Source organism: Microcoleus sp. FACHB-68, assembly GCF_014695715.1.
In the GTDB taxonomy this organism is placed as follows: Bacteria; Cyanobacteriota; Cyanobacteriia; order Cyanobacteriales; family Oscillatoriaceae; genus FACHB-68.
This window is the reverse complement of record NZ_JACJOT010000009.1, coordinates 428551-440431: the sequence shown is the minus strand read 5'-3', so window position 1 is coordinate 440431 and position 11881 is coordinate 428551. Positions and strand designations below refer to the sequence as shown.

Here is an 11881-nt window from a genome sequence, read left to right as displayed (position 1 = left end):
TATGGTAACGATGCTCCTCCCATTGAATCGGTATCAAGTCAAATATGAGTTAGCAGAAGGTAGACCATATTCCAAATTAGACCAGTTGGTACTTCGTGCTTTTAAAGAAGAAAAAGCAAAAACAATTCAAGATTTACAGGACATCTTTTGCCTCCCCAATCGACTTCTTGTGGAAGTTATCGTTACACTTGCTCAAGCTGGATGGATTGCTATTAGTCACGATAAAGAAGGCAGTTTTATCCTTACTCGCCAGGGAACTGCTGTCCTTGGTACACCAGATCAGCAGCTACCACCAGGAACTAGCATTCGTTCGGAAATGGCTTTTATTATCATGGAACGTTTTACGGGTGAACTTGTTTCACCTAATGAAATTATCTATCAGAACACTACTCAGCTTAAAGACGATAAAATCGGCGAAAAAACTGTTTGCGATATTGCGTGCAAACTACCGAACAAGATAATAGATAAGAGCTTAGGTATAGAACAGGTACAGCACCTTCTTCGCAGAAAAAGTGGGGAACGTATCCGTTTCATAGCTCCTCCAGCGCTAGTTTCTCAGAATTATTATTGGTTAGCTATGAACGCAGACATAGAACAACAACGGGTGATTGGGTTGCCCGATTGTTGGGAGGGCAGTTTAAAACAGCTTTTACTAGAGGAAGCTGAAAAGTTTGCTCAAAAGTATCCAGAACGAGCCAAAGCAAGCTATGTAAAAGTGCGATCAATTGATCGCACAGATCGCACAAGGCAGACATCAGAAGAGTTTGCTGGTAGTTATTCAACCAAAATAGATTTAAATGACCTGCTGCTGACCCACACCACTCATGTTCAACAATTGGGAAAAGCTTTAACTGAAGAAGCAAAAACAGATATAATAATTACCTCAGCTTTTCTCAAAATAGATAATTTATCAGATGTAAAAGATTGGGTAATTAAAGCTTTAGAACGGGGTGTGAATGTAAGCTTACTATGGGGTTATAAAGACGATAATAATTCAGAAAAACGAACAAAAGAGTGGCTTGAAGGACTCCAAAAACAAGCGAAAAAATTAAAAAGGGGGAATTTGCACTTTAACGAAATACCTACAAACTCCCATGCCAAGCTGCTAATTTATGACACTGAGGAAGGATACCAAGCTTATGTAGGCTCTTACAACTGGCTATCTAAACCAACGAAAGTAGAAGGAAGCCCTAGTGACTTTAATGGTAGTGATGTTACTATCCGCTTGCGTCACCCTGGATTAGTAGCTGATTTATGCCGTTCAGTTGCTGGATTATGGGATACTGAACAAAACAGTTTGTCATCAAATTCTCCTGGTCGTTGGCAACAAATAGCAGCAGATTTGCAAGAGCAAATAGACTTATATAAAACAAAGGAGATGCAAAAAGCTGATGAGTTGCCAACCTCAACTGTTCGTATAGTACACGCTCGCGAACATGCGGCACTAATGCGACAATACCTTCAAAAGGCTCAAAAACGGTGTCTTGTGGTTTCCCATCAAATCGATCCTGATGAACAAGTAGCTGGATTTAGGTTAATAAATCCCTTGCAGAAGCGTTCAAACAATCTAGAGTCTTTAATTGTATTATATGGTGATAAAGAAAGGTTAGGACAAAAAGAAACAGATTTTCCACAACAGGTGGCACAAATTAAAGGGGTTTTGGAGTATAAACAGGGTTGCCACTCTAAAGTTTTTATCGTGGATGAAAGTGCGATAATTAGTAGCTATAACTTTTTGTCGGGCGATCCTTTTAATAAAGCTAAGCGACTGAAGGAAATTGGTATTTTAATTGAAGGTGGAGAAGTGCCGGCTAAGCTTTGGGCAGTATTTTCGGCGTTGAGCGACGGTATGAAAGGCTAAATATGCAAGTCATAGAAACCATTATCCACAAAGCTTCGGGATTTTCAACTTATTTTTTTCATACCCTGATTAAGCAACGTCAAATAATTTTAGCTCTCCGCGACGAAGGAGAGCAGGAACGAGCTTTGCAATAATTATTCAGTTTAAATGTATTTCACCCAGAACAGAAGTTGCCAAAATTTTAGGGTTCTGCTTTAAAAAAGGCACCTTCTAACCGAAATCCTAAATCAATTAGGACTTTGGTACTACATCAAATTAGGAAGTTTGACCCATGCCAGAGAGAGCCGGCGATGACTAAGATGTGAATAACAAACACCCGAATCGTTTGTTCGTTCAATCTCTGAGGACTTCTATGAAATCTAATTTCACTCTGACCTTAAAAAACCGGGTTTCCACAGTTAAATTTTTGCCTCTGTTGATGGCTGCGGCTTCTCTGACGCTATCTGCTAGTGTGATTCCGGCAGCCTTTGCTCAATCGAATGCACCGGATGCGCCGGCACAACAGCAGCGGCGAGAAGGCAAGAACAGGCTGAACTTGACGGAAGAACAAAAGGAACAGATGAAGCTCATCAAGCAAGCCGAGCGGGAGCAGATGAACAACATTCTGACAGATGAGCAAAAAGCTCGTCTAGAAGCGGCTAAAGGAAATCGGGAAAATATGCGTCAGGTTTTGTCTTCGCTGAATCTCACCGCAGAACAACAAGCGCAAATTCAGGAAGTGCGTCGCGCCTCGCAAGAGAAGATGAAAGCAATTCTGACTCCTGAACAGCTTCAGCAGATGGAGCAGTACCGTCAATCGCGCCCAGAAAGAAATCAACAGCAGTAATTAAGGGATTGCAGTAGGGGCGTGAGTCACGCTCCCTAGGATTCGCAAATCGTGAGATGCCCCAAGGAAAAGATGTCAGGAGTTTAGAGCGGGTGCATCTCAGATTTGCCAAAATATTTAGAGTCGCAGCATCTTGCTCCCTACGATTAAGGCAAGCGAGCAAGATGCCGGCACGACAAGTTTACAAAAATGGGATGCTTTCTTTAGAGTGCCGGCTGTAATTGACACAGTAATAAACCAAACCATTGATTCGAGTCAGTCCAAACTTGCACCGGCTCTAATCCTCTGGCTTTGAGATACTGCTGCATCACGTCTAAGTCAAACTTCCGAGAAATTTCTGTCAAAATTGTCTCGCCGGCTGCAAATTCTACGGTTAAATCAAGGGCGCGTAAATAAACACGTTGCTCGCGTAAACTTCGCAAGTGCATTTCTATTTGATGTTGGTCTTCATTATAAAAAGCCCAATGTTCAAATTGTGCGACATCGAAATTTCCCTTAAACCGCCGGTTTAAATGGCGCAGCATATTCAAATTAAACTCAGCCGTGACCCCTTGAGAATCGCTATAAGCCGGCTCCAAAACTTCTTTTGATTTGTGTAAATCAATCCCCAAAAGAAAATATTCTCCGGCTTGCAATGCGCCGGTAATTTGAGAGAAAAAGACATCACATTCACAGGAATTCAAATTACCGAGTGAGCTGCCAAGGAAAGAAATCATCCGGTTTGGCAAACGTGCCGGTGTCAGCTTTTGCAATGCCTGCTCATAGGTTGCAACCAATCCGTGAACTTGCAGCGAAGGATAATCTTTCAATAAATCGCGGGCACTGCTTTCCAAGATGCCGCCACTGACATCAATCGGTAAATAGCGCAGCGGATAACCTTGCTGGTTATAGGCATCTAACAGGATGCGGGTTTTTGTCGAACTGCCGCTGCCGAGTTCCACGATTTCGCACGCGTCTGTTAATTGAGCAATTGAGCCGGCACACCGACGCAGAATCGCCGCCTCAGTTCGCGTTAAGTAATATTCTGGCAGATCGCAAATTTGTTCAAATAACTCAGATCCCCGGTCATCATAAAAATAGCGTGGCGGCAGTGATTTGGGAATTTGCGTTAAACCGCTGATCACATCACTGCCGCCTGTTTGTTCTTCTGCTGAAGCTTGGATCGGGCTAATTAATCGCTCTAGATGCAATCGATCTTCCAGGGTAAATGGATGGCTGGTTGCGCTGGAAAGGGCATTCGCCATGTCAGACTGTCTTGAAAATTTCATCACGCTTTATATCTCAGAAGCACCAACGGGTGACACATCCAGCCTTTCCGCTCACCCTCACACCTGAGTGCGATTTTCCAGGCAGCCACCCGTAAGCTATTGTCGCACGCACCTGACTTTGGCTAAATCTGCCTGAAGTTCAGGGGTTGATGCTGTACCGGCATAACTGCTTTAAGTGGGCAAATTCACGCTACTGGCACAGCGAAAACCGGCTAAGATTTGACGCACGCCGGGATAATACCAATTGCGAAAGCTACATCGCATCGCCCAGGGACGCGTTGCCCAACTGCCCCCTTTCAGCACCCGATGCTCACCGTCAAAGTAAGCTTGGGAATAACCGGCATAGGGATATAATTTAAACCCCTCATACCCATCGAACCACGTTGCTGTCCACTCCCAAACGTTGCCCAGCATATCGTAGCAGCCATAGGCGCTGACGCCGGCTGGGTAAGCATCCACCGGCATTGTGCGATTTTGAATAGGGGCATCTTCTTGGGTTGTATCTTTAACTAGCTGATGATTACACCGGCTGGCATTGGGTTCTGTTTCTCCCCAAGGATAGGTGCGTCGGCTTATTGTTTCCCCATCCCAACCGGCTGCTTTTTCCCATTCCGCTTCTGTGGGTAGTCGTTTGCCGGCAAATTTTGCATACGCTTCCGCTTCGTACCAACTCACGCCACAGACGGGGTGATTGTCATAACTAGGATCGTCTAGCCAGTAAAGCGGCTGTGTAACGGGATTTGCTTGCAACCATTGCCAGCCGGCATTTGACCAAAATTCAGGATTATAATAACCATCGGCTGCCATAAATTGCCAGTATTGCCGGCAAGTGACGGGATAGCGATCAATCCAGTAAGTTTCAAGATAGCGCCGGTGAAGGGGTTTTTCATTATCCATCGCGTCGGCTGAATCGTTCCCCTGTTCAAATTCGCCGGCGGGAATTTGAATCATCTGTGAAGGGGGATGGAGAATTTTAGCTGGGATACGGGGATTCGGGGATTTTTGTAATTCTCTGCCGGCGCTTGCGGCTGCTAGCTGCAACACAAAGGCAATCGTTTCACAGTGTTGACTTTCGTGCTGGATCATGAAGCGCCAAAGACGTTCTTGTTTCTCCAGGGGTGCGGTTTCGAGGTAGGTGAGGACTTTTTCTCGAACAGCATCAAGGTAGTGACGCACTTCTGGCAGGTTTGGCAGTTGCACCCGTTTGGCTTTGGGTAAGCCATCTGCGGCAAATAACTGGTGATATTCAGGAAACGCCGGGGGTAAGCCGGCGCTGCGCTGTAGCAACCACAAGGCTTCCGTATAGGCAATATGTCCTAAGTGCCAGCCAACGGGACTGAACTCAGGATGCGCTTGCCGGCGGAAGGTGGCGTCATCCATTCCTTCAAAAAGTTGCAGAGTGCCGGTGCGACACTGTTGCAAGGCGTTGCGGATGGTGTCTCTACAGTTGATCGATGTTGATATCAAGGTTCTCTCCCACAGTCAAAATGCTATTTTCTGGAAATCGGTTCCAGTTGCCGCCGGCAAACATAGGTTCAGAGGCAATAATTACAGCATCTGGGAAAGTTGGATCGTCCCGCAACCAGTAAAGGGAAGGTGCCGGTGATTTTGTGGAAAACCGGCTGGCAACCATTTGGTGTTTGTCGCTGACGATGATATTGAGTGAGGCATCCGTTTCATGGGATGTTGCCAAATCAGACACCGTGCTTAATGTCGTTTGCAAGGCATCTTTTAAGGAAAGATCGGGATCGGCACTTAATTGAGTATTGAATAGGGCGAAAATATGTTCCGAATCAGTGGTGCCGTCAATCGCTTGGTAAGCGGTATCATTAAGACGCTCTCGAATGGGCCGGTAAAGCGTCTTGCGAAAGTTTTTAATGAAACCGTTGTGCGTGAATAAGATTCGCTGATTCCGAAAAGGCTGGCAATTGCTTAAATCCACCGATTGCCCCCCTGTCGCGCTGCGAACATTAGCGAGGATACATCCTGACTCAATATAGCGACTGAGGTTTTCGAGGTTAAGATCACCCCAAATTGGCAGGGTGTTTTTGTACACAAAAGCATCAGTGTCCCGTTGCGCGTGATGCCAACCAACGCCAAAGCCGTCTGCACTAACGACTCCAGAGGTCATTTCACGGGGTTGGTAGCTTTGAACAATCAGCGAGTGTTCGGGTTTGCTCAGGACATAGTCTAGTAGAATGGGCGGGCCAAAATAGCCAAGGATACGGCACATGAGTAAACCGCGAGCGCTCCGAAGTGTTTAACAATACTTAATATTGTAGAAGCGCAATCATTGACTCTGCCACTATAGAAGTCAATATCGAGCTAAATGCCGGTGCCGGACTGAGGGGTAAGGGTAATGTCAAATGCAATTCTGGTAATTTTCCCCTATTTATATCAGGGGACTTGGGTGTTTGATGATGAGCGAGTGGGGCTTGTCCGCGAGCCTTTTGTTAGCGGGATTCCTGAGATGATTAACAAGCTGGTTCAAGATATTCCTGATGCAAATCAGGGGTTTAAGCTGTTGTTCTCTCAAACTCCTTTCCCAGGCTATCAGATAGAAATGATTTGGCTGAGAGACGAGTATGGGGGCAATTGGTATCGCTGGCGGGCACAAAATTTAGAAGGATGGTTGTGTCCAGCTTTGTTTAAGTATTTTAATCAAGCGCCACAGAAAATTTATTGCAAGGCTGAAAAACTTTCTCGTTAATTCTTGACGGGAAAATTGACAATTGTTGAGCAGTTGTTCGCAAAAGCTTGAGAATTTGCCTGGATTAGGGTAAATGATCCGGGTGAACGGTTTGCTCTGTCAGTTGCCGGTTATAATCTACCCACCTATTTGCTAAGCAAGGTCAGCATCGCTGTATGGGAAAAAGTTAAGCTGCCGGTGGGCGCAAATCGTTCAGGCTAATCCTAATTTTAATAAAACTTACCAAAATAATTGAGATAAATTGTCATTTTGAGGGCGTTAAATCCCCAAAAGAGCTGATTTTACTGAAAAAATCTGATTATTTTTAAAATATTCCTGATGCAGTTTTGGTAATTTGTACTATAATTAAAAAGACAGACCTCCTGAGGGAGCTGGTTATATGAGTATTGCTACTGACTGGAACAGTTCGCACGCGGAGAATCTTCAGCAACAGGTGAAGAGAGACAACCCAGAACTGACAATCTATCCTGAAGATTACAGCCTTCTTACTGATCTATACCAGCTGACGATGGCGGCTTGCTACACCGGCGAAGGTTTAGATCAGCGGCAAGCCAGTTTTGAACTGTTTGCCCGCAAGTTGCCGGCAGGCTATGGCTATTTAATTGCGATGGGACTAGCGCAGGCGTTGGACTACCTGGAGCAATTTCACTTTACGCCAGAGCAAATTGCCGCGTTGCAGGCAACGGGAATTTTTACAGATGCCCCAGATAGATTTTGGTCTTTGCTGGAGGAGGGACGTTTCACCGGCGATGTTTGGGCGGTGCAGGAGGGAACGGCGATTTTTCCCTATGAACCGCTTTTACGTGTGGAAGCACCCCTGTGGCAGGCGCAACTGGTGGAAACTTATCTGCTGAACACCTTAAATTACCAAACCTTGATCGCAACACGGGCAGCCCGTCTGCGGGATGTAGCCGGCCCTCAAGCGACGCTGATGGAATTTGGGACGCGACGAGCTTTTGGCCCCCAGGCGTCTCTGTGGGCGGCACGGGCGGCACTGGCGGCGGGTTTGGATGCCACTTCTAATGTTTTGGCGGCGTTGAAATTGGGGCGCAAACCCACCGGCACGATGGCACACGCACTGGTAATGGCGCTATCGGCAACCTCTGGCAGTGAGGGGCAGGCGTTTACAGCGTTTCACCACTATTTCCCCGGTGCGCCGCTATTGATAGATACTTACGATACGATTGCGGCGGCGCAGGAATTAGCCCACCGGCTGCAAACGGGAGAAATGGAGTTGCGCGGGGTGCGGCTGGATTCTGGGGATTTAGTTAAGTTATCTCAGGAGGTTCGGGCGATCTTGCCGGGGGTTCCTATTTTTGCTAGCGGGGATTTGGATGAGTGGGAAATTGGGCGGTTGCAAGCTGCCGGCGCGACTATTGACGGTTATGGGTTGGGAACGCGACTGGTGACGGGAACGCCGGTGAATGGGGTTTACAAATTGGTGGAAATTGATGGGGTGCCGGTGATGAAAAAATCTCCCGATAAGGGGACTTATCCGGGGCGCAAGCAGATTTTTCGCCGGCTGGAAGGGGGGCAAGTTCAAGAAGATATTTTGGGATTGGTGACGGAGGGGGAAACTGGAAAAGAATTGCAATCCAAAATTGAATTGTTGCAACTGGTTATGAAGCAGGGTAAACGCTTGCTGCCGGCAGAACCGCTGGAAGCGATCGCTCAGCGCACGGCTGCTTCGGTTGCGAGTTTGCCGTCTGAGGCACGCCGGTTACATGATGCGGTTGGGGTGCCGGTGGAACTTTCTGCCGAGTTGCAAATGCTTACGCAACAAACGAGAAATTCGTAGTTGTTTTGTATTGGCTCTGATAGGAGGGACTTTTGAAGATATTAAACCACAGATGCACACAGATAAACACAGATTAATACAGATGATTTATCTAGTTTTGCCAGGGTGGTAATGATGGGGAGGATGGGTTAATCGAGAGTTCTGCTGATTGAATCTTTGTTGTTTTAACTTGAATTTCAAATGGTTAAGATTGCTTTATTTGGGACAAGTGCTGATCCGCCAACAATTGGTCACCAAAAGATTCTCGGTTGGCTGTCTCAACAGTTTGATGAGGTGGCAGTTTGGGCGTCTGATAATCCGTTTAAATCTCATCAAACTCCGCTGGAACATCGAGAGAGAATGCTGCGGTTATTGATTGAGGATATTTCGCCGCGCCGGCATAATATTGCTGTTCATCCAGAACTGAGTAGTCCGAGGACTCTCACAACAGTAGAACGCGCTCGCTCTTTATGGCAAAATGCGGATTTTACTTTGGTAATTGGTTCGGATTTGGTGAGTCAGTTGCCTCGCTGGTATTGTGTTGATGAGTTGTTGCAACAAGTTAAATTATTGGTAGTGCCGAGATCGTCTTATACGTTAGAAGAGGGGGATTTAGAACCGCTGAAACAGATGGGCGCACAAGTGGCAATTGCGGATTTAACTGCGCCGGCTGTCTCTTCTACTGCATATCGTGAGAGAGGGGAGACGGAGGCATTAACGCCGCCGGTTGAGGCTTATATCCATCAAGAGCATTTGTATGTATGCAAAGATGCGCTTAGGTCGAATTTAAAACATTAGTAATATTCAGGGTAAGTAAGGCATTTGAAACATTTTGAATGTGACATTCCCCTAACAAACATGGCAGTGCCGGTGGAAAAACAAGGGCGAACACAAAGTTCACTAGCAGACTTCAAAGTTGGGGTCGATAATGTTATTTTCTCGGTTGATACGGCACAAAACCGGCTGCTAGTGTTGTTAGTTATGCGGCAAGACGAACCGTTTTTTGGTCAGTGGAGTCTGCCAGGAACACTTGTTCGTCAAGGAGAATCTCTTGAAGATGCTGCTTACCGAATTTTGGCTGAGAAAATTCGGGTACAAAATTTGTATTTAGAGCAGTTATACACCTTCGGGGGGCCGGGGCGCGATCCCAGAGAATCTCCAAATAGTTTTGGTGTGCGCTACCTTGCGGTTAGTTACTTTGCGCTAGTGCGGTTTGAGGAAGCCGAATTAATTGCGAATGGGGTTGCCGGTATTGCTTGGTATCCGCTTGATCGTGTGCCGCAACTTGCCTTTGATCACAATCAAATTTTGCAGTATGGCTACCGCCGGCTGCGAAATAAATTGGAATATAGTCCCGTTGCTTTTGAAGTGTTGCCCGAAGTATTTACTTTAAGTGACCTTTATCAACTTTACACAACAGTTTTGGGAGAAAATTTCTCAGATTACTCTAATTTCCGCACGCGTCTGCTGAAGTTGGGGTTTTTATATGATACGAAAGTTAAGGTTTCACGCGGTGCCGGTCGTCCGGCCACTTTATACCGATTTGATGCGGAAGCATTTGCACGATTAAAAGATAAGCCATTGGTTTTTATTTAAACGTAAACTTTGCAGCTAAAATGTGAATGAATTCATAAATATTTGACGTTAAAAAACATTTGTGAGGAACAACATGAAGATTGCAATTGCCCAACTCAATCCCACAGTCGGTGATTTAACCGGCAACGCTCAGCAGATTTTGAGTGCTGCGAGAAAGGCTGCTGAAAATAATGTTCGTTTATTGCTAACGCCAGAGTTATCTTTATGCGGTTATCCCCCACGAGATTTACTGTTAGCGCCGAGTTTCGTTGAGGAGATGTCAGTCGTTTTGCAGCAGTTAGCGCAAGATCTGCCGGCATCTATTGCAGTATTGGTAGGAACAGTCGATCCGAATCCGCGAGTGAGTCTTACTGGCGGCAAGCCTTTATTTAATAGCATTGCTTTGCTAGAAAAAGGCAGTGTGCGGCAGATGTTTCACAAGCGTTTGTTGCCTACTTATGATGTTTTTGATGAGTATCGCTATTTTGAGCCGGCTGGTGAAAGCAACTTTTTTACCCTAGATGATGTCCGCATTGGAGTCACAATTTGCGAGGATTTGTGGAATGACGAGGAATTTTGGGGAAAGCGTACTTATGCCACGAATCCAATTGCTGACTTAGCTCAACTTGGTGTCGATTTGCTCATTAACTTATCGGCTTCGCCTTACAGTGTAGGAAAGCACAAATTGCGAGAGTCAATGTTGCGGCATACAGCGACACGCTTCAAGCAACCAATCATTTATACGAATCAAGTTGGGGGAAATGACGACTTAATTTTTGATGGTGGCAGTGTGGCGTTTAACCGTGCCGGTGAAGTCGTGTGTCGTGCCGGCGCGTTTGTGGTGGATTTCGTGCAAATAGAATTTGATGAAACCCAGCACGATATTTTGCCGGCATCCATCGTGCAGCCACCAGAAAATGAAGACGCAGAAATCTTTTCTGCATTAGTTTTAGGCGTGCGAGATTATGCGCGTAAATGTGGTTTTTCTAAGGTTGTCATTGGCTTAAGTGGCGGAATTGATTCATCTTTGGTAGCAGCAATTGCGGTGGAAGCTTTAGGGAAAGAAAACGTCCTCGGCATTCTCATGCCATCTCCTTACAGTTCAGCTCATTCTGTAACAGATGCGCTGAAATTAGCAGAAAATTTGGGAATTCAGACTCACACTTTGGCTATCGGTGAGTTAATGAAAGATTACGATAAAACACTGGCTGATGTGTTTGCCGGCACTGCTTTTGGTATTGCAGAAGAAAACTTGCAATCTCGAATTCGTGGAAACTTATTAATGGCAATTTCTAACAAATTCGGTCATTTACTGATTTCCACCGGCAACAAATCAGAAATGGCAGTAGGTTACTGCACCCTTTACGGTGATATGAATGGCGGATTGGCTGCAATTGCCGACGTGCCAAAAACGCGGGTTTATTCTATCTGCCGGTGGCTTAATAATAGCTGGAAAGCTGAGGAGGTGGGGAACGGTGGAACCAAGGAAATTATTCCAGAAAATGTGATTGTGAAGCCACCCAGCGCTGAACTAAAACCTGGTCAAGTCGATCAAGATTCATTGCCAGATTATGATACTTTAGATGATATTTTGCATCGATTTATCCACAATCATGAATCTCCGGCTGATATTGTTGCGGCGGGACACGAAAGCGCTGTCGTTGAGCGAGTAGTGAAGCTGGTAAATATTGCGGAATTTAAGCGCCGGCAAGCGCCTCCGGGATTAAAAGTGACAGATCGCGCTTTTGGTACGGGTTGGCGGATGCCAATTGCCAGCAAGCGCAGTGCTTTGACAGCGCAGTTGCATAAACCAGCATCGGTTTCTTCTTGAGAATTTACATCAGCTAAGTGAGGTTTTTAGGAA

At 45.8% G+C, this 11881-nt stretch carries 11 protein-coding genes; 8 read left to right on the top strand and 3 right to left on the bottom strand.

Annotated features, from left to right (window positions below):
• The first annotated feature begins 1 nt into the window (after nucleotide 1).
• The 3 genes from H6F73_RS17180 to H6F73_RS17175 all read left to right on the top strand — a co-directional run bounded on the left by H6F73_RS17180 (nucleotide 2) and on the right by H6F73_RS17175 (nucleotide 2687).
• A complete protein-coding gene (locus H6F73_RS17180) occupies nucleotides 2-1861 on the top strand; it encodes a phospholipase D-like domain-containing protein (protein ID WP_190759991.1) in 1860 nt (619 codons plus the stop codon).
• A gap of 2 nt (nucleotides 1862-1863) precedes the next feature.
• Nucleotides 1864-1995 carry a hypothetical protein gene (locus H6F73_RS27060; protein WP_277882622.1) on the top strand — a complete coding sequence of 44 codons (132 nt, stop codon included), beginning with the start codon at nucleotides 1864-1866 and terminating at the stop codon, nucleotides 1993-1995.
• Between the two features lie 218 nt (nucleotides 1996-2213).
• Complete coding sequence (locus tag H6F73_RS17175; protein ID WP_190759990.1) at nucleotides 2214-2687, top strand: hypothetical protein; 474 nt, start codon at nucleotides 2214-2216, stop codon at nucleotides 2685-2687.
• A 203-nt stretch (nucleotides 2688-2890) separates the two neighbouring features.
• On the opposite strand, the gene egtD is transcribed toward H6F73_RS17175, so the two are convergent.
• From egtD to egtC, 3 genes are all read right to left on the bottom strand, one after another.
• Nucleotides 2891-3931, bottom strand: a complete 1041-nt coding sequence (gene egtD, locus H6F73_RS17170; protein ID WP_242072529.1) for an L-histidine N(alpha)-methyltransferase — start codon at nucleotides 3929-3931, stop codon at nucleotides 2891-2893.
• A gap of 195 nt (nucleotides 3932-4126) precedes the next feature.
• Nucleotides 4127-5422 (bottom strand): ergothioneine biosynthesis protein EgtB, encoded by a 1296-nt coding sequence (locus H6F73_RS17165; protein ID WP_190759988.1) that lies wholly within the window; start codon nucleotides 5420-5422, stop codon nucleotides 4127-4129.
• A complete protein-coding gene (gene egtC, locus H6F73_RS17160) occupies nucleotides 5397-6188 on the bottom strand; it encodes an ergothioneine biosynthesis protein EgtC (protein ID WP_190759987.1) in 792 nt (263 codons plus the stop codon). Before egtC ends, H6F73_RS17165 begins: the two co-directional genes overlap by 26 nt.
• A 126-nt stretch (nucleotides 6189-6314) precedes the next feature.
• Between egtC and H6F73_RS17155 the strand changes: the two genes are divergently transcribed.
• The 5 genes from H6F73_RS17155 to H6F73_RS17135 all read left to right on the top strand — a co-directional run bounded on the left by H6F73_RS17155 (nucleotide 6315) and on the right by H6F73_RS17135 (nucleotide 11848).
• Nucleotides 6315-6665 carry a DUF6717 family protein gene (locus H6F73_RS17155; protein ID WP_190759986.1) on the top strand — a complete coding sequence of 117 codons (351 nt, stop codon included), beginning with the start codon at nucleotides 6315-6317 and terminating at the stop codon, nucleotides 6663-6665.
• Nucleotides 6666-7044: 379 nt separating this feature from the next.
• A complete protein-coding gene (locus H6F73_RS17150) occupies nucleotides 7045-8463 on the top strand; it encodes a nicotinate phosphoribosyltransferase (protein ID WP_190759985.1) in 1419 nt (472 codons plus the stop codon).
• Between the two features lie 180 nt (nucleotides 8464-8643).
• Nucleotides 8644-9240 (top strand): nicotinate-nucleotide adenylyltransferase, encoded by a 597-nt coding sequence (locus tag H6F73_RS17145; protein ID WP_190759984.1) that lies wholly within the window; start codon nucleotides 8644-8646, stop codon nucleotides 9238-9240.
• Nucleotides 9241-9300: 60 nt separating this feature from the next.
• Entirely contained in the window at nucleotides 9301-10038 is a 738-nt protein-coding gene (locus tag H6F73_RS17140) for an NUDIX domain-containing protein (protein WP_190760059.1), read from the top strand.
• 73 nt (nucleotides 10039-10111) lie between these two features.
• Complete coding sequence (locus H6F73_RS17135; RefSeq protein WP_190759983.1) at nucleotides 10112-11848, top strand: NAD+ synthase; 1737 nt, start codon at nucleotides 10112-10114, stop codon at nucleotides 11846-11848.
• Nucleotides 11849-11881 lie beyond the last annotated feature (33 nt).

Excerpts from the sequence above, each read along its gene's own strand:
- H6F73_RS17180 (WP_190759991.1), top strand. The coding sequence starts at position 2 with ATGGTAACGATGCTCCTCCCATTGAATCGGTATCAAGTCAAATATGAG.
- H6F73_RS27060 (WP_277882622.1), top strand. The coding sequence starts at position 1,864 with ATGCAAGTCATAGAAACCATTATCCACAAAGCTTCGGGATTTTCAACT.
- H6F73_RS17175 (WP_190759990.1), top strand. The coding sequence starts at position 2,214 with ATGAAATCTAATTTCACTCTGACCTTAAAAAACCGGGTTTCCACAGTT.
- egtD (WP_242072529.1), bottom strand. The coding sequence starts at position 3,931 with ATGGCGAATGCCCTTTCCAGCGCAACCAGCCATCCATTTACCCTGGAA.
- egtC (WP_190759987.1), bottom strand. The coding sequence starts at position 6,188 with ATGTGCCGTATCCTTGGCTATTTTGGCCCGCCCATTCTACTAGACTAT.
- H6F73_RS17155 (WP_190759986.1), top strand. The coding sequence starts at position 6,315 with ATGTCAAATGCAATTCTGGTAATTTTCCCCTATTTATATCAGGGGACT.
- H6F73_RS17150 (WP_190759985.1), top strand. The coding sequence starts at position 7,045 with ATGAGTATTGCTACTGACTGGAACAGTTCGCACGCGGAGAATCTTCAG.
- H6F73_RS17145 (WP_190759984.1), top strand. The coding sequence starts at position 8,644 with ATGGTTAAGATTGCTTTATTTGGGACAAGTGCTGATCCGCCAACAATT.
- H6F73_RS17140 (WP_190760059.1), top strand. The coding sequence starts at position 9,301 with ATGGCAGTGCCGGTGGAAAAACAAGGGCGAACACAAAGTTCACTAGCA.
- H6F73_RS17135 (WP_190759983.1), top strand. The coding sequence starts at position 10,112 with ATGAAGATTGCAATTGCCCAACTCAATCCCACAGTCGGTGATTTAACC.